17 protein-coding genes are annotated in these 16,250 nt (G+C 69.5%); 10 read left to right on the top strand and 7 right to left on the bottom strand.

The genetic code is table 11. The features are described from left to right. Positions 1-5: 5 nt before the first annotated feature. On the bottom strand, positions 6-578 hold the full coding sequence (locus VGX25_RS04295; protein WP_326916261.1) for a hypothetical protein: 573 nt from the start codon (positions 576-578) through the stop codon (positions 6-8). Between the two features lie 529 nt (positions 579-1,107). Beyond that, complete coding sequence (locus tag VGX25_RS04290; protein WP_326916260.1) at positions 1,108-2,106, bottom strand: AraC family transcriptional regulator; 999 nt, start codon at positions 2,104-2,106, stop codon at positions 1,108-1,110. A gap of 107 nt (positions 2,107-2,213) precedes the next feature. Between VGX25_RS04290 and VGX25_RS04285 the strand changes: the two genes are divergently transcribed. Continuing rightward, positions 2,214-3,026, top strand: a complete 813-nt coding sequence (locus tag VGX25_RS04285; protein ID WP_326916259.1) for an alpha/beta hydrolase — start codon at positions 2,214-2,216, stop codon at positions 3,024-3,026. Then, a complete protein-coding gene (locus VGX25_RS04280; RefSeq protein WP_326916258.1) occupies positions 3,023-4,192 on the top strand; it encodes an LLM class flavin-dependent oxidoreductase in 1,170 nt (389 codons plus the stop codon). Before VGX25_RS04285 ends, VGX25_RS04280 begins: the two co-directional genes overlap by 4 nt. A gap of 63 nt (positions 4,193-4,255) precedes the next feature. Here the strand turns inward: VGX25_RS04280 and VGX25_RS04275 are convergent, their stop codons facing one another. After that, a complete protein-coding gene (locus tag VGX25_RS04275) occupies positions 4,256-5,695 on the bottom strand; it encodes an aromatic amino acid ammonia-lyase (protein ID WP_326916269.1) in 1,440 nt (479 codons plus the stop codon). A gap of 22 nt (positions 5,696-5,717) precedes the next feature. Continuing rightward, positions 5,718-6,137, bottom strand: a complete 420-nt coding sequence (locus tag VGX25_RS04270) for a DUF1801 domain-containing protein (RefSeq protein WP_326916257.1) — start codon at positions 6,135-6,137, stop codon at positions 5,718-5,720. Positions 6,138-6,254: 117 nt separating this feature from the next. On the opposite strand from VGX25_RS04270, the gene VGX25_RS04265 reads away from it, so the two are divergent. Continuing rightward, the gene (locus tag VGX25_RS04265) at positions 6,255-7,223 is read left to right on the top strand and encodes a peptidase (protein WP_326916256.1); all 969 of its coding nucleotides are present in this window, start codon (positions 6,255-6,257) and stop codon (positions 7,221-7,223) included. Here the strand turns inward: VGX25_RS04265 and VGX25_RS04260 are convergent, their stop codons facing one another. After that, a complete protein-coding gene (locus VGX25_RS04260; RefSeq protein ID WP_326916255.1) occupies positions 7,224-7,643 on the bottom strand; it encodes a hypothetical protein in 420 nt (139 codons plus the stop codon). A 1-nt stretch (position 7,644) separates the two neighbouring features. Further along, positions 7,645-8,799, bottom strand: coding sequence for a hypothetical protein (locus VGX25_RS04255; protein ID WP_326916254.1), 1,155 nt, complete (start codon positions 8,797-8,799; stop codon positions 7,645-7,647). Between the two features lie 114 nt (positions 8,800-8,913). Between VGX25_RS04255 and VGX25_RS04250 the strand changes: the two genes are divergently transcribed. The 4 genes from VGX25_RS04250 to dacB all read left to right on the top strand — a co-directional run bounded on the left by VGX25_RS04250 (position 8,914) and on the right by dacB (position 13,736). Continuing rightward, positions 8,914-9,576 carry a DUF2461 domain-containing protein gene (locus VGX25_RS04250; protein WP_326916253.1) on the top strand — a complete coding sequence of 221 codons (663 nt, stop codon included), beginning with the start codon at positions 8,914-8,916 and terminating at the stop codon, positions 9,574-9,576. A 91-nt stretch (positions 9,577-9,667) separates the two neighbouring features. Further along, complete coding sequence (pyk, locus tag VGX25_RS04245) at positions 9,668-11,092, top strand: pyruvate kinase (protein ID WP_326916252.1); 1,425 nt, start codon at positions 9,668-9,670, stop codon at positions 11,090-11,092. Positions 11,093-11,107: 15 nt separating this feature from the next. Further along, positions 11,108-11,992: an acyl-CoA thioesterase II gene (gene tesB, locus VGX25_RS04240; RefSeq protein ID WP_326916251.1), complete on the top strand. Its 885-nt coding sequence runs from the start codon at positions 11,108-11,110 to the stop codon at positions 11,990-11,992. Between the two features lie 211 nt (positions 11,993-12,203). Next, the gene (gene dacB, locus VGX25_RS04235) at positions 12,204-13,736 is read left to right on the top strand and encodes a D-alanyl-D-alanine carboxypeptidase/D-alanyl-D-alanine endopeptidase (protein WP_326916250.1); all 1,533 of its coding nucleotides are present in this window, start codon (positions 12,204-12,206) and stop codon (positions 13,734-13,736) included. 226 nt (positions 13,737-13,962) lie between these two features. Here dacB and VGX25_RS04230 read toward each other — a convergent pair whose 3' ends face one another. Continuing rightward, positions 13,963-14,316 (bottom strand): hypothetical protein, encoded by a 354-nt coding sequence (locus VGX25_RS04230; RefSeq protein ID WP_326916249.1) that lies wholly within the window; start codon positions 14,314-14,316, stop codon positions 13,963-13,965. Positions 14,317-14,685: 369 nt separating this feature from the next. On the opposite strand from VGX25_RS04230, the gene VGX25_RS04225 reads away from it, so the two are divergent. From VGX25_RS04225 to VGX25_RS04215, 3 genes are all read left to right on the top strand, one after another. Then, entirely contained in the window at positions 14,686-15,534 is an 849-nt protein-coding gene (locus VGX25_RS04225; protein ID WP_326916248.1) for a helix-turn-helix transcriptional regulator, read from the top strand. A 19-nt stretch (positions 15,535-15,553) separates the two neighbouring features. Next, positions 15,554-15,775 carry a DUF397 domain-containing protein gene (locus tag VGX25_RS04220; protein ID WP_326916247.1) on the top strand — a complete coding sequence of 74 codons (222 nt, stop codon included), beginning with the start codon at positions 15,554-15,556 and terminating at the stop codon, positions 15,773-15,775. 284 nt (positions 15,776-16,059) lie between these two features. Further along, the gene (locus VGX25_RS04215; RefSeq protein WP_326916246.1) at positions 16,060-16,242 is read left to right on the top strand and encodes a hypothetical protein; all 183 of its coding nucleotides are present in this window, start codon (positions 16,060-16,062) and stop codon (positions 16,240-16,242) included. Positions 16,243-16,250: the final 8 nt, after the last annotated feature.

Genomic DNA, 16,250 nt, shown 5'->3' with positions numbered 1-16,250 from the left:
TGGCGTTACGCGGACTGGGTAATGGTGGTCGGGTGGCCGAGCAACCTGATCCAGGCGGGACCCGAGGACTCTTTGGACCGCACCTGCACCTCGGCGTAGTCGTCCGGATCGATGAGCCCCGGGGCGTGCCTGATGGTCTCATCGTAGAAGGTTTTCGAGGTGATTATGGCGAGATATGCGCGTGTCTGGGTCAAGAGCTGCTGCAGTATCGACGCTTCGAGAAGGCGGAAGACATGGATCACCCCATCGCCTACCAGGCCGTAGCCGTCCATCCACGCATCAGCGCTGTGCAACGCGATGCGAAGCCTGATTTTGGCTATCTCGCTCGAGACCTCGTTGTGCATACGCAGGCCGGCTCGAACGTACTCGATAAAGGGATAGACGAGCTTCGTTGTCGGCACGTCCGGAGGCACCGCGGTGATGAACCCGTCGCCTCGGTCCTCCGAGTAGCAACGGCCGAAGTCGATGCCAGACCCCCGGAATGCGGCCGCGACGAGGTCGTACAAGCAGGCCCGGAGGTACATTTGGACCTGGACACTTCTCTGCAGGCCACCAAATCCGACGACGTCGGTCGCCATCAGGCTGCACCTTCCGGCAGGAACCCAGCTCGCTTGTCGTGTAGTCATGGCGGCCTCCACAGTTCGTGCATGAAGACGGGTGCTAGAACATTGATCATCCCGGGGTAGCGGTGTGTGCGTGTGGGTGAGCTACTGAGCGACAGTGTTCTCTTACAGTAAGTGACTGTCTCGGCGATGGGAAGAGCGTAGCACCACTCCCCGGGCGATACTTTGATCTGGGTCATGTCGGCGCGCCCCTTCGGCGACGACGGGCCGAGTAGATGAGCAGCACTCGTCCAGTCGCCGGGGATCTGAAGCAACCGCGCTCTCGGCTTGGCGAACACTTCAGCAGAAGTATCTGTGTTCCTGTTGCCGGCAGGGGATGCTGGAATCCTAAAGTCCGAGGCACGCCAGCTCGAGCGCCATGGTTCTGTGACAACTGGTCACAAGGTGCACTGAAGCGTGACTGAAAAGTGGACATGGTTCACTCTTCAAACCCAGGCGAACGCGTAGCGGCGATGGCCACCTTCGGCCTGCTCCAGCCGCGAATTCAGCGGCGGAGGGTGGTGGACGGGAGCTCGCCGAAGCGTTGGCGGTAGGCGGCGGCGAACCGGCCGGTGTGGGTGAAGCCGTGGCGGAGGGCCACATCCGTGACGGTGACGCCGGTGGTGGGGTCGAGGCGGAGAAGCTCGTCGTGGGCCTGGTCCAGGCGGCGGTGCCGGAGGTAGGACATGGGGGAGGTGCCGAGCTGGCGGCGGAAGGCGGCGTGCAGCGACCTTTCGCTGACGCCGGCGTGGACCGCGAGATCGGCGACGGTCAGGGCGCGCGACGGGGCGGAGTCGATGAGCTCGAGGGCGCGCCGGACCGCGCGGGGTGCGGGCAGGGTGGGGGCGGAAAAGATGGTGTCGGTGTAGTTGTGGCGCTGGGTGAGCAGCAGCGTGGTGAGGATGGTGTGCTCGATCTCGGCGGCGAGCACCGGCGGGGGGCCGGCCTTGCCGCACCGTTCCAGCGCGCGGCGCAGGGTGAGCACGGCGCTGGCGATGCCTTGGCCGGGGCCGGTGAGGTCGATGGTGGTGTGGAACCGCAGCGGGCGGCGGACGGGTTGGTGCAGCAGGTTTTGCAGGTACCGCTCGAGGTGGGCCTTGTCGATGGCGAGCATGAGTTGGCGCATGCCGGGCGGCCATCGCATGGTGAGCTCGTCGTGGTAGCAGAACACGGCGGCGTGGGACCGGTCGGCGACCGTGCGGTGGCCGCCGTCGTCGATGCGCAGCTGGCCGTTGAACGCGAACGCGACGGTCACGTGGTCGATCGGGGGTGAGCAACCGATCTCCACGGCCGCGCCGTAGGTCGACGACATCAGGCCGAGCCCGTTGATGGGCTGGAACTCCACGTTGGCGAGGAACGGGTTGTCGCGGTCCAGCACGGTCATCCGGTGCGCGCAGCCGAGCAGCTCCTGGGTCCGCATCCGCGCCTCGTAGGGATCCGCCGTGCGAATCGACCGGGGGTGCGGAAGGGTGACGCTTTCCAGCTTCGGGGCGCGCGTTGCCACCCGACCAGATTCTGCGTGTCGCACACGGAAGTCAAGGTGTGCGGGATCCGGCTTGACGGTGCGGGAAGTGGCTCGTGGCCCGGACTTGATCCTTCTAGTTTCGCTGTATGGCGAACGAAACCGTGGTCCGCGAGGAGTTTTTGGACATGCCGGGTGGCCGCGTGCACGTGCTGCGGGGCGGAACGGGCGCGCCGCTGCTGTTCCTGCATGCGGCGGGCGGCGCCGGGCAGTGGCTGCAGTACCACGAGCTGCTGGCCCGCCGGTTCGAAGTGATCGCGCCGGACCATCCCGGCTTCGGCGGTTCGGACGATTTTCCCGAGGTCGAGGGGATGGACGATCTCGTCTACCACTACCTCGACGTCCTGGCCCGGCTGGGGCTGGAGCGCCCGCACGTGGTGGGGGCGTCGTTCGGCGGCTGGCTCGCCGCCGAGCTCGCCGTGCACACCCCGGACGCGGTCGGCTCGCTGGTCCTGCTCAGCGCGGCCGGGTTGCGGATACCCGAGCACCCGATCGCCGACCTGTTCCTCATGACGCCTCCGCAGCTGGCCGCGGCGCTGTTCCACGACATGAGCAAGGCGTCCGCGGTCTTCCCACCGGATCCCGACGTCGACACGATCCTGGCCGCCTACCGCGACATGGCCGGGCTGGCGCGGTTCTCCTGGGCGCCGTTCCTGTGCAACCCCAAGCTGGAGCGCCGGCTGCACCGCATCACCGCGCCCACGCTGGTGGTCTGGCCGTCCGAGGACAAGCTCGTCCCGATCGCGCACGGCCACCGGTACGCCGAGCTGATCCCCAACGCCGCGTTCGCGCAGGTCGAGAACTGCGGCCATGCCATGTACTTCGAGCGTCCGGAGGAGTTCGCCGAGATCACCACGGAATTCCTGGCCATGGGCGCCGAGCTGAGCGGAGCAAGCCGATGAAGTTCGTCTTCTTCCACCTGATGCCCTACCCGTACCTGCCGGACGACTTCGACTCAAAGCACCCGTCGCCGTCGCTGACGTTCCCCAACAGGTTCTTCGACCCCCAGCTCGGCAACCAGCTCTACCACCGCTACCTCGACGAGCTCGAGCACGCCGACACGCTCGGATTCGACGGAATCGGTGTCAACGAGCACCACCAGACCGCCTACGGGCTGATGCCCTCGCCCAACATCATGGCCGCCGCGCTCGCCCGGCGCACCCAGAACGCGCAGATCATGGTGCTGGGCAACGCGATCGGCATCCGCGGCAACCCGCTGCGGGTGGCCGAGGAGATCGCGATGCTGGACCATCTGACCAACGGGCGGCTGGCATCGGGGTTCGTCCGCGGCATCGGCTGGGAGCACTTCGCGCACAGCATCGACCCCACCCGCTCCCGGGACCGGTTCACCGAGGCGCACGACCTGATCATCAAGGCGTGGACGTCGGACGAGCTGTTCCAGTGGATCAGCCCGAACTACGAGTACCGCTACGTCAACATCTGGCCGCGGCCGCTGCAGAAGCCGCACCCGCCGATCTACATTCCCGGCGCCGGGAGCACCGAGACCATGAAGTTCGTGGCGGAGAAGCGCTACACCTACATGTCGGTGTACGCGCCGTCCCGGGTGGTCCGCCGCTGGTTCGACACCTACCGGCAGGCGGCCGGCGAGCTGGGCTACGTCCCCCACCCGGAGAAGATCGGCCTGTCGATCCCGATCTACGTGGCCGAGACCGACGAGCGCGCGCACCGGGAGGCCCGCCCGCACCTGATGTGGTTGTTCCACAGAGGACTCAAGCAGGGTCCGGAGATCATGTTCCCGCCCGGCTACATGACCCAGTCGTCGATGCGCGGCCTGCTGATGGCCGGAATGAAACCGTTCCCCGAGCTGACCTACGAGGAGATCATTTCTGAGGGCTACGCCATCGTCGGCAGCCCCGACAGCGTCGCCAACCGCATCGGCGAGCTTCAGGAGGAGCTCGGCTTCGGCCTGATCATCGGCCTGTTCTCGATCGGTGACATCACCCACGAGCAGACCGTCACGAGCATGGAGCTGTTCGCCGGCCACGTCATCCCGGCCGTGCGCTCCCTCGGCGCCGAGGTTCCGGAAGCCGTGCCCGCGGGCACCTGAGCCCCTTGCGATGAAGGCGGCCTTCACCACGCCCGGCGTGGCGAAGGCCGCCTTCATCGCCGTTTAGGCCTCGGCCAGGGAGTCGAGCACCGCGGCGGCGCCGGCGATGTCGCCGGACAGCGGGCGGTCGTTGAGGTCCTTGTCCAGGACGGCGTCGGCGCGGTCGAAGGCGGTGCGGACCGGGAGGTCCAGCAGGCTGGCCGAGCGCATCCGCAGCGCCCGGGTGGCGGCGACCAGCTCGCAGGCAAGGACGTGGCGGTAGGCGGTGGCGACGTGGCGGGCCGAGCGGGCGGCGTGGGTGGCGAAGCTGGCGTGGTCTTCAAGGCCGCGGGAGACCACGGCGGTGCCGATCGTGACGGGGAGGGCGGACTGGCGCAGTTGGGCCAGCGCGTCGTGGGCGACGTATTCGAGGATCATGACGCCGGAGCTGCCGCGCGGGCCGGCGGCGAGGAACGCGGGCAGGCCGGTGAGGGTGGGTTCGACCAGATCGCCGAGCCGGGCGGCGGACAGCTCGGCGACGTGGTGGACGGTGGCGCGCAGGCGGTCGAGGGCGACGGCGACGTACGCGGTGTGGAAGTGGGCGTGGTGGAAGGCGTCGCCGGTCTCCACGGAGATCATCGGGTTCTCGGTGCTGGCGTTGATCTCGATGGTCAGCACGTCGCGCAGGTAGCGGTGGGCGTCCAGGGCCGGGCCCTGGACCTGCGGGAAGGCGCGCAGGCCGTACGGATCCTGGATGCGGCTGCCGGGTTTGGGGACGCCGAGCATCCCCAGGAGACGGCGCATGTCGGCGGCGCACTCGACCTGGCCGGGGTGCGGCCGGGCGGCATGCACCGGGGTGGCGTACGCCTCGGGCGAGCCGTCCAGCGCGATGAACGACATGGCGGCCACCGCGTGGCTGGCGCGCAGCAGGCGGCCGAGCTCCTGGCCGGCGAGGACGGCCTCGGCGATGGTGGCGGCGTTGCTGCTCTGAAAGGCGAGGGCGTCGCCGGCGTCGAACGGGACGGGTGGGAGGTCACCGATGGCCCACGGCCGCTCACCCGCAAGGGTGAGTCCGGTGTCGGCCAGGGCGGTGAGGTCGCCGGTGCCGATGGCGCCGGTGCGGTGGACGCGGGGGACGGCGCCGGTGGTGAGGGCGTCGGCGAGCGCGGTGAGCAGCCGGGGGTGGACGCCGGAGCGGCCGGCGGCGAGCTGGTTGAGCCGGACCAGGAGCATGGCCCTGGTCAGGTCGATCGGCATCACCTCGCCGGTGCCGCCGGCGTGGCTGCGCATCAGGCGCCGGCCGTGCTCGTGGGCCGCGGCGAGGTCGACGACCTCGTCGCGGTTGGCACCGACTCCCGTGGTGTGGCCGTAGAGCTGGCGCCGGGCGGTCAGCTCGGGCACCAGGCGCCAGGCCTGATCGGCGCGGCGCAGCGCGTCCGGGGCGACCGCCACCCGGATGTCGCGGTGCTCGGCGACCGCCTCGACGTCCGCGCAGGTCAGGTTCGCCCCGTCGACAACGAGCACCCGATCGTCCACACCGAACAAACTACTGGCGGAGCTCCCCGGGTGGGTTGGCCGCGGCGGCGGTGAAGAGATCGGCGAGCGTTTCGGTGTCCATATCGGACAGCCGCTTGAAGCGGATGCAGCTCTTGCCGATCGAGGCCTTCGGCAGCCGAGGCCGGTAGCTCTCGGCCAGCCAGCCGCCCTCACCGGTCAACGCCGCGACGTACAGGGAGATGTAGTTCTTGTTGCTGGCAAAGGAGATCACGGCGGCGTCGCCCTCGCGGCCGGATGCATACCTGTAGTGGTACGTGCCGTAGCCGGGCATGCCGAACGCCATGGTCGGCTCGAGCTGGGGCACGGTGGTCCGGATCAGCTCGTGCAGCGCGCGCAGGTCGGTGCGGCGGGGCTCGTCGAGGGCGTCGAGGTACTCGTCGTGGGTCGCGGCGGCGGTCTGTCCGTGCATGCGGGTAGTTGATCAGATCAACGGCCCATTGTCTTCACCCGTTAGTCGGTATGTCTTACTTTCCGTACCTGTTAGCTTCCGTCGCGTTACCCGTACGTGTGGAAGGTAGGTAACACGATGAAGCGAACACTGAGGCGCTCCGCGGTGCTGCTCGCCGCGGGTGCGCTTGCCCTGACCGGGTTCGCCACGCCCTCGTCCGCCGCGCCGAGCGGGTTCACTCCCGTGCACCTGGCCGCGACCACGGCCGCGCAGGCCGACGCCGTGGCCGCGTACTGGACGCCGCAGGCCATGCGCACCGCGATCCCGCTGGACGACCTGCTCGGCGCCGTCGACGTCACGAAGCTGAGCCGGACGGTGGCAAGGGGCCTGCCGCAGGTCGTGCAGCCCACCGACGTGTCCCCGCAGGCCTTCCCGAACGGCGGGTCGGCGTGGACCGGCGGCGGCCGGGTGGTCAGCACCGCGGGCCGGGTGTTCTTCACCTTCCAGGGTCGCAACGCCTCGTGCAGCGGCAACGCCGTGACCAGCGCGAACAAGAGCACGGTGATCACCGCCGGGCACTGCGTCAAGCTCGAGGGCGCGTTCCACACCAACTGGGCGTTCGTGCCGGCGTACAACAACGGCAACGCCCCGTTCGGCACCTGGACCGCGCGGGCCACGCTCGCCACGCCGCAGTGGGTGGCCAGTGAGGACATCAACTTCGACGTCGGCGCCGCGGTGGTCAACACGCTCAACGGCCAGAGCCTTACCGACGTGGTCGGCGCCCAGGGCGTGGCGTTCAACCAGCCGCGGGCGCAGAACATGTACGCCTTCGGCTGGCCGGCGGCGGCCCCGTACGACGGCACCCGGATGATCTACTGCAGCGGCCGCACGTTCAACGCGTTCCTGAGCACCGGCATCGGCATGACCTGCAACATGACCGGCGGCGCCAGCGGCGGTCCCTGGTTCCAGGGGTTCAGCGAGGCCACCGGCACCGGCCTGCTCAACTCGGTGAACAGCTACAAGATCAACCTGATCCCGACCTGGATGTTCGGCCCGTACTTCGGCACCGACGCGCAGAACCTCTACAACACCGCCCAGGCGAGCTGATCACCAGCCGCGGCGCAGGAAGGTCTGCGGCGGCTCGTCGTCCCAGTCGTCGACCGGCGGCGCGGGACGGCGGGCCTCCTCGGGCGCGGCGGCGACGGGCACCTCCTCGTCCCGCGCCTCGACCAGGCGTTCTCCGGCGGCCCGGTAGAACGCGGCCACCTCGGGGAGGTGATCGAGCCGTCCGGACAGGACATCGCGCCAGGTGGCCCGGCCCGCGCACACCGCACGGTCCACCGCCTTGAGCTCGTCCGGCGCGTCCGGCTGCCGGGCCGCCGCGCGCAGCCGCTCCGGGTCGGGCGGCTCGACCGCCGGCAGCGGCAGCTCGCGGGCCCGGGCGAGCCGGGTTCGGAACGGCGTGAACGCGTCGTCGGCGCGGCGTAGCAACGCCTCCAGGTCCGGTGGGATGTAGCCGTCGCGCATGTCAGGCTCCCGGCCGTCGAGGATCGCCGAGCTGGTACGGGTCGTCCGGTGCGTCGGTCAGCGCGCCGGGGTCGGACAGCACCTCGAGGTCCTCGGCGAGCTGAGCGGTCCGCTCGGCCTCCTCGGCGGTCTCGAGGGCCGGCTCCAATTGCTCGCGCACCCAGTCCTCCGCGGCGCCCATCGGGTCCCGGGCGGCGTCGACGACGGCTCGGACCTGATCGATGGCGTCCCCGATGTCCTCGATCATGTCCTTGGCCTCGTTGAAGATGTGCCACGCGGTGCGCACCGCGTCGTACGCCTTGTACCACCCGTAGCCCGGGATCCACCCGGTGGCAAGCGCGTTTCGGACCTTGTCGGCGGCGACGCCGAGCACGTCGACCATGAACGCGGCCGCGTTCTCGATCTGGGTGGCGACCAGGTCGTACACCTCGGCGACCACCCGGTTGAGCGGACCCTCGTACTCCAGCGCGCGGTCGACCTTCTGGATGTGGTCACGGAATGCCTGCGCCGCACCGCCGCCCCACTGTGCGTCCAAAGTGGACAAAGAGTTCGCCTGGTTCGCGGCGATCCCCTCGCTGGCCTCCCCGGCGATGCGCAGCACCTCGGCCCGCTGTCGCAGCGCCGGCCACCGTCCGGACAGCGGTTCGACGATGTACTCCACCGGGCTCCAGCCGGTGACCGCGCGGACCACGTCGTCGATCGCGCTGAGCGTGCCGCCGGTCTCGTCGACGGCGTCCTCGAGGGACGCCTCCTCGACCTCGGGCGCCTGCAGCATTCCCGCGATGTCGGTGCCCGCCGGGTACGCGACGGCGTTCGGGAATTCCGCGTATCCGACCGGCCGGGGCGGACCGTTCGCCGAGCCGCCGAAGATGACGTAGTTCGACTCCTCGGTGTTCGAGTACACCCAGGCGCTGCGGGTGAGCTCGGTCGACGTGCCGGACAGCAGGTCACCGCGATCGGACAACCGGTCGTGGGTCTTGTCCGCGTAGGTGTCGACCGGTCCGCGCAGCAGGTTCATGAGCCCGGAGAAGTCACCGTCGCTGCGGGCGTGATCCCGGACGAACGCCGCGATCCGGTGCGCGTCCACCGCGGACGTTCCGGTGAGCTCGCCGTATCCGGCCACGTGTGCGGGATCGACGTCGAAACCTTCTGACATGACACACTCCCTGTCACCGTCTGCGCGCGTGTGACGTGGGGACCGTGGTCGCCGTTCCGCCGGGCGCTCCGGGCCGTCTACGCCGCGGCTACAGCGGAACTATGCTGCCTCGCCGTGACGTTCAGCGGATTCGGTGAGCACGCCATCGACTTCTTCGACGGGTTGGTCGCGGACAACTCCAAGGCGTACTGGGAGGACAACAAGGACACCTACACCGGCGACGTCCGGGGGCCGATGGAGGCGCTGCTCGCCGAGCTGGAGAAGGAGTTCGGCGACCTCGGCTCCGCCAAGGTGTTCCGGCCGTACCGGGACGTCCGGTTCGCCAGGGACAAGAGCCCGTACAAGACCAACTGCGGCGGCGTGATCGAGCAGGGCCGGGGCGCCGGGGCGTACTACGTCGAGATCAGCTCCAACGGGCTGCGGGCCGGCGGCGGGTGCTTCCACCTGCACTCCGACCAGATCGCCCGGTACCGGGTGGCCGTCGCCGACGACATCCGCGGCGAGGCACTGCGGTCGATCCTGGACACGTTGCGCAAGCGGGGCTGGGAGATCAAGGGTGACCTGATGAAGACCCGCCCGCGCGAGTACCCGGCCGACCATCCCCGGATCGACCTGCTGCGCTACCGGTCGGTGTACGCGGTGCGGGTGTGGGAGCCCGACGACGTGCTGCACGAGCGGTCCTGCCTGACCCGGGTCCGCAAGGCCTGGCGCGAGCTGCGCGCGTTCAACGAGTGGGCGGCCGACCACGTGGGCGTCAGCGAACAGCCGGCACGCTAGCGAAACGGCTCCTCAACGGTTCTGAATCGAAACCGCGATTACTTACCGGTACTTCGGGATCGTTCCAGCCATCGGCGATAGGCTTCGGTTCGTGAGCCGACGCGCGAAGATCGTGTGCACCCTCGGGCCGGCCACGTCGACGCCCGAGCGGGTGTCGGCGCTGGTCAGGGCCGGCATGGACGTCGCACGGATGAACTTCAGTCACGGCAGCAGGGCGGACCACAAGCAGGTGTACGACCTGGTGCGGGCCGCATCGGACGAGGCGGAGCGGGCCGTCGGGATCCTGGCCGACCTGCAGGGGCCGAAGATCCGGCTGGGCACGTTCGCCGCCGGACCGGTGGAGTGGAAGACCGGGGAGACCGTCCGGATCACCGTCGAGGACGTGGCCGGCACCCACGACCGGGTGTCCACGACGTACAAGGGCCTGGCCCGGGACGCCCAGCCGGGGGACCGGCTGCTGGTCGACGACGGCAAGGTCGGCCTGGTGTGCTCCCGCGTCGAGGGCCAGGACGTGGTCTGCGAGGTCACCGAGGGCGGCCCGGTGAGCAACAACAAGGGCATCTCGTTGCCCGGTATGGACGTGTCCATTCCTGCACTGTCCGAAAAGGACGTTGAGGACCTGGAGTTCGCGCTGCAGCTCGGGGTGGACTTCATCGCGCTGTCGTTCGTCCGCTCGCCGGCCGACATCGACCTGGTGCACCAGGTGATGGACCGGGCCGGCCGCGGCCGCATCCCGGTGATCGCCAAGCTGGAGAAGCCGGAGGCGGTCAGCAACCTCGAGGCGATCGTGCTCGCCTTCGACGGCGTCATGGTGGCCCGCGGCGACCTCGGCGTCGAGCTTCCGCTCGAGCAGGTGCCGCTGGTGCAGAAGCGGGCCATCCAGATCGCGAGGGAGAACGCCAAGCCGGTCGTGGTGGCCACCCAGATGCTCGAGTCGATGATCAACAACTCCCGGCCGACGAGGGCCGAGGCGTCGGACGTGGCCAACGCCGTGCTGGACGGGGCCGACGCGGTGATGCTGTCCGGCGAGACCAGCGTCGGGCGCTATCCGATCGAGGCCGTGCAGACCATGAGCCGGATCATCTCCGCGGTGGAGCAGGAGTCCACCGTGGTCCCGCCGCTGTCCCACGTGCCGCGCACCAAGCGCGGCGTGATCTCCTATGCGGCAAGGGATATCGGCGAGCGGCTGAACGCCAAGGCGCTGGTCGCGTTCACCCAGTCCGGAGACACCGTGCGCCGGCTGGCCCGGCTGCACACCCACCTTCCGCTGCTGGCGTTCACCCCGGAGCAGAGCGTGCGCAGCCAGCTCGCGCTGACCTGGGGCACCGAGACGTTCATCGTGCCGAGCGTGGACTCCACCGACCAGATGGTGCGCCACGTCGACCACTCCATGCTCAACATCGGGCGCTACCAGCCGGGCGATCTCGTGGTGATCGTCGCGGGCTCCCCGCCGGGCACGATCGGCTCGACTAACCTCATTCGGGTTCACCGGCTGGGCGAGGAGGACCACGCCTAGCCAGAAGGGAGCCCGATGAGCGAGGCCGCGGAAAGCGTCCACCACGGCCAACCCCTGCTCGACCGGTTGGTCAAGCTGCTCGACCTCGAGCGGATCGAGGAGAACATCTTCCGCGGGGTGAGCCCGAAGAGCTCGTCGGTGCGGGTGTTCGGCGGGCAGGTGGCCGGGCAGGCCCTGGTGGCCGCGGGCCGGACCGTGCCGCCGGAGCGGAAGGTGCACTCGCTGCACGCGTACTTCATCCGTCCCGGAGATCCCACCGTGCCGATCGTGTACGACGTGGACCGCATCCGCGACGGCCGCTCGTTCACCACCCGGCGGGTCGTGGCGATCCAGCACGGCAAGGCGATCTTCGCGCTGTCCGCGTCGTTCCAGGTCACCGAGCCCGGTCTGGACCATGCCGAGCCGATGCCGAAGGTGCCCGACCCGGAGACGTTGCCGACCCGGCTGGAGAGCCTCGGCGAGCTGGCCGAGAAGCTGGGCCGGATGGCCACCACGCCGCGGCCGATCGACATCCGGTACGTCACCGAGCCGCCCTGGGTGTCCCGGCAGCGCGGCGCGCGGGACGCCCGCAGCCAGGTGTGGATGCGCGCCGACGGCCGGCTGCCGGACGAGGCGCTGCTGCACGTGTGCGTGCTGACCTATGCGTCGGACATGACGCTGCTCGACGCGGTGCTCGCCCGGCACGGCGTCTACTGGGGATTCGACAAGGTCCTCGGCGCCAGCCTGGATCACGCCCTGTGGTTCCACCGCCCGTTCCGCGCCGATGAGTGGTTCCTCTACGATTGCGTCTCGCCCAGCGCCTCCAACGCCCGCGGCCTGGCCACCGGCCGGTTCTTCTCCCGCGACGGCCAACTCATCGCCACCGTGGTCCAGGAAGGCCTGCTGCGCGTGCTTCCCTGAGGGGGCACTCCCGGCCACAGGCTGAGGATCGTCGCAGGGCGCGGCAGCTGAGAGACCGATGTGGACGATCGCCGGGTGAACTGACGGCCGCGCCGAGCGGGGCTGGTGACCAGCCTGGTCGACGGCCGCCCTTGACACGGTGCTTCCCTGCGAGGGCGTCAGGTAGGAAAATCTCTGACCGAACGTTCCTGCTGACGGTCAGGAGTTGGCCATGCGTCGGTCGTCTCGTTTGTCGTTGTTGCTCATCGGTGTGCTGGTGGCCGCGGGGTCGGGGGTGACAGGTGCCCCGGTCTCCGCCCAGGACCGGGATTCGCTCGGTCGCGACCTGGACGCGATCCTGGCGAACCCCGGGCTGGCCGGCTCGGACGTCGGGCTGGTGGTGCGCCGGGCGGACACCGGCGAGGTGCTGTACCACCGCGCGGGCGACCGGCGCCAGCAGCCGGCGTCCAACGCCAAGCTGCTGTCCTCGGCCGCGGCGCTGGAGGTGCTCGGGCCGGACTACCGGTTCAGCACCACGGTTCTGGCCGCCGGCCGGCGGACCGGGCCGGTGCTGCACGGCGATCTGTACCTGCGCGGCACCGGCGATCCGACCATGCTCGCGGCCGACTACGACACCCTGGCCGCGGCCGTGGCGGCCGGCGGGATCCGGTTCGTGCGCGGCAACCTGGTCGCCGACGACACCTGGTTCGACGACGTCCGGCTCGGCTCCGGGTGGGCATGGGACGACGAGCCGTTCTACTACAACGCGCAGGTGTCCGCGCTGACCGCGGCCCCGGACACCGACTTCGACGCCGGGTCGATCATCGTCCGGGTGGCGCCGACCTCGCCGGGCGCGCCGGTCGCGGTGGACACCGTGCCGCCGACCGACCACGTGCGGATCGCCAGCACGGCGGTCACCGGGGCGCCCGGCTCGGCGTCGACCGTCTCGGTCGGCCGGGAGCACGGCACCAACACGATCACCGTGACCGGGTCGCTGCCCGCCGGCGCGAGCCCGGTCCAGGCGTTCCGGGCGGTGTGGGACCCGACCGGTTACGCGGCCGCGCTGTTCCGCGCCGCGCTCGGGGCGCACGGTGTCCGGGTGCTCGGCCCGACCACCCGCGGCGGCACGCCGTCCGGCGCCGCGACCGTCGCGACGCGACAGTCCATCCCGCTGCGCGAGCTGCTCGTGCCGTTCATGAAGCTGTCCAACAACCTGCACGCCGAGATCCTGGTGAAGGCCATGGGGCGGGCCAGGTTCGGTGAGGGCAGCTGGGACGCCGGGTTCGCGGCGGTCGACGCGGTGCTGCCGGGCCTCGGTGTCGACCCGGGCCGGCTGTTCCTTGTGGACGGATCCGGTCTGTCCCGAATGGACCACGTTGCGCCCGACCAGCTGACCGAGTTGCTCATCGCCGCCCGGGAAAAGCCCTGGTTCCGGACCTGGTTCGACTCCCTTCCGGTCGCCGGCGTCGCGGACCGGATGGTGGGCGGCACCCTGCGCAACCGGATGCGCGACTCCTCGGCGGCCGGCAACGTGCACGCCAAGACCGGCTCGCTGACCGGGGTCAGCAGCCTGTCCGGCTACGTCACGGCGGCCGACGGCCGGCCCCTGGTGTTCTCCATGATCGCCAACAACGTGATCGGCATCAGCGTCAAGCCGCTCGAGGACGCGGTGGCCATCCGGCTGTCCGGGCAGCCGGCGCCCGCGGTGCCGGCGGCCGCGGGTCCGCGGGAGCGCAACGAGTGGTGTGAGCTCAAGGGCTGTTGACAAGCGTGTTGGCGCCTGGCGTGGCCGTGTTGGCGTCGTGCGCGGCCAACATGGCGACGTGAGCGGCAAACACGCGGGGAGTTGATCAGGGTCCGGGACCAGTCGGCGGGACACGGTCCCGGACCCCTCTCCGTCGGGCGACACGGGGGAGATCCGGGGGAGAGGGCCGCCCGACACGAGTCGCGGGTCGGGGGGAGGGACCCACGCTCGTGCTCATGTGCCCCGGTCAGCCCGGGGCGGCGCTGCGGGTGAGTAGCCGGTGCCGCAGATCGGCGGCGGTGATGCCGGCGCGGCCCGGCCGCTGGTCGTCCTCGTCGACGAGCAGGCACAGGTGTGCGGTGAGATAGGCGCGGCACGGTGCGGGCGTGCGGCCGAATCTTCGGCGGCAGGTGCGACATCGACCCTCGTCGTCGGGCTCGTGCTCGTCCAGCACGGCCTGCAGGGCGGCGATGATCCTGGGTAGCTCGGACCGGGCCAGGCCGGCGGCGGTGGCGTCGTCGCCGGTCTGCGCGCGGGTGGCCACGTCGGCCAGGTAGTCGTGCAGTGAGGCCTCCAGATGCCCAAAGATCGAACTACTCAACGTAGCCCCCCAATCCGATACTGTTATGGGCCAAGCGTCGAAGAGCGAGATCAGAGAGGACGGCATAGAGTGCCTGGGCGATACCCAATGACCGTCCGCTCACGTACAGTCCTAAAACTGCTGTTAAATACCGACCCGGACGGGAGCCCGCCACCGTGGCATCGGTCATGGCGCCCTCCGCGTCCGGGTTCGCCGGCTCAGGGAAATTCGAATAGCAGCTTGCTCCTAGCAACCCGCTTTTTGCAAGTTGCATTACACGAACGGATGAAACTGACCTGCAGGTGGCACAGCGGCACCCACGCTGAGTAGACCTAGATCAACCAAATTCGAACATATGTCCTACAACGTCGAGCATTGAGGTGATGGCCCATGGCGCGAGGTAACAGCCCGACGGTGCGGCGTCGACGGCTCGCCAGCGAGCTCCGCCGGCTTCGAGAGGCCGCCGGGCTGACCATCGACGAGGTGGGCGACAAACTCGAGTGCTCGGCGTCCAAGATCAGTCGCATTGAGACCGGCCATGTCGGCGTCACGCCCAGGGACGTGCGCGACATGCTCGAGCTGTACCCAGTGGACGAAGACCAGCGCGAGGCCCTGGTGCAACTCGCTAGAGAGGCGCGCAAGAAGGGTTGGTGGCACGCCTACAACGAGGTGTTCACCGGGGCGTTCGTCGGGCTGGAGTCGGACGCGGCGTTCCTGCACGCTCATCAGGCGCTGCTGGTTCCCGGTCTGCTGCAGACCGAGGACTACATGCGCGCGGTCATGAAGGCGATCCGGCCGGACCATCGCGAGGAGGAGATCGAGCGCAAGGTCGCCGCCCGGCTCACCCGGCAGAAGTTGCTCACCGATGCCCAGCCGCCCGAGTACTGGGCGATCATCGACGAGGCCGTGCTGCGCCGGGTGGTCGGTGGCCCGGAGGTGATGCGCGGACAACTGCGGCGACTGATCGAAGTCGGGTCCCTACCACATGTGACACTCCAGGTCGTGCCCTTCGGTGCGGGCGCCCATGCGGGCATGGAGGGCCCGTTCATGATTCTCGGGTTCCCCGAGCCCGCGGACCCCGACGTGGTCTACGTTGAGAACACGATAAGTGGGTCCTATTTGGAGGAGCCGTCCGACGTCTATCGGTATACGTTGATGTTCGACCATTTGCGAGCGGCGGCGATGAAACCCGCGGACACGCTTCTGATGGTCGGGGAAGTGGCCGATGGGCTGACCTAGACGGACGAAGGGAGTGAGCGTGACCGTTTCTGACCTGGGAAGCGTCCTGTGGCGCAAGAGCAGCCGCAGCGGCGCGGGTAACGACTGTGTCGAGCTCGTCGTAGGCAGAAGCGGCGCAGCGGTGCGGGATTCCAAGAACCCGGAGGCAGGACACCTGGTCTTCGCGGGCGCGGGCTGGTCCGAGTTTCTTGGTCTCCTCAAGGAGGAGGGCGCCACGACAGCCGCTGACGCGCGCACCTAGTTGCGCGGTCAACAACCCTTGCAGGCGCGATCGACGGGCCGCGGTACGACAGAGTGCCGCGGCCCGTCGGCGTCCGCACTGGACGGTCCACCCCGACCGAGGGTCAACCCGTGCCGGGGGAGCCGAGCACGCGACGCCTTACGCCCGCCGTAAGGGCGTGCGGTCGGCCGGGTAAGGGGTCCTGGACGGGCAGGTGTGCGTGAACCTCGGATGCCGGGCCGGGTGCCTCAGGACGAACCTTCTACTCGGTAACGAAGGATCCGACCGCAGTGAGGGTGATCGAGATGGAGTGGACGCCTGAAGCGATCAAGGCCGAGGTGGACCGTCGGCACGAGGATGCCCGCAACCGCGCGCTGATCCGCGAGCTTCGCGAGTCGCGCGGCCCGCGCCCGTCGTGGTGGCGGCGGTTGCGGTCGCACGTGGACCACGATGACGGTGATCGTGAGGTGCGGGCTCGAGCGGCCTGAGGTGTGCC

This window comes from Actinophytocola sp., assembly GCF_035942955.1.
Classification (GTDB): Bacteria; Actinomycetota; Actinomycetes; order Mycobacteriales; family Pseudonocardiaceae; genus DASYTH01.
Note: the sequence above shows the minus strand (reverse complement) of the source record. Positions and strands in the feature narration are given on the sequence as shown.

What these genes read in the sequence shown, in the direction of transcription:
- VGX25_RS04295 (WP_326916261.1), bottom strand. Translation starts at nt 578, where the DNA reads ATGGCGACCGACGTCGTCGGATTTGGTGGCCTGCAGAGAAGTGTCCAG.
- VGX25_RS04285 (WP_326916259.1), top strand. Translation starts at nt 2,214, where the DNA reads ATGGCGAACGAAACCGTGGTCCGCGAGGAGTTTTTGGACATGCCGGGT.
- VGX25_RS04280 (WP_326916258.1), top strand. Translation starts at nt 3,023, where the DNA reads ATGAAGTTCGTCTTCTTCCACCTGATGCCCTACCCGTACCTGCCGGAC.
- VGX25_RS04270 (WP_326916257.1), bottom strand. Translation starts at nt 6,137, where the DNA reads ATGCACGGACAGACCGCCGCCGCGACCCACGACGAGTACCTCGACGCC.
- VGX25_RS04265 (WP_326916256.1), top strand. Translation starts at nt 6,255, where the DNA reads ATGAAGCGAACACTGAGGCGCTCCGCGGTGCTGCTCGCCGCGGGTGCG.
- VGX25_RS04260 (WP_326916255.1), bottom strand. Translation starts at nt 7,643, where the DNA reads ATGCGCGACGGCTACATCCCACCGGACCTGGAGGCGTTGCTACGCCGC.
- VGX25_RS04255 (WP_326916254.1), bottom strand. Translation starts at nt 8,799, where the DNA reads ATGTCAGAAGGTTTCGACGTCGATCCCGCACACGTGGCCGGATACGGC.
- tesB (WP_326916251.1), top strand. Translation starts at nt 11,108, where the DNA reads ATGAGCGAGGCCGCGGAAAGCGTCCACCACGGCCAACCCCTGCTCGAC.
- dacB (WP_326916250.1), top strand. Translation starts at nt 12,204, where the DNA reads ATGCGTCGGTCGTCTCGTTTGTCGTTGTTGCTCATCGGTGTGCTGGTG.
- VGX25_RS04225 (WP_326916248.1), top strand. Translation starts at nt 14,686, where the DNA reads ATGGCGCGAGGTAACAGCCCGACGGTGCGGCGTCGACGGCTCGCCAGC.
- VGX25_RS04215 (WP_326916246.1), top strand. Translation starts at nt 16,060, where the DNA reads ATGGAGTGGACGCCTGAAGCGATCAAGGCCGAGGTGGACCGTCGGCAC.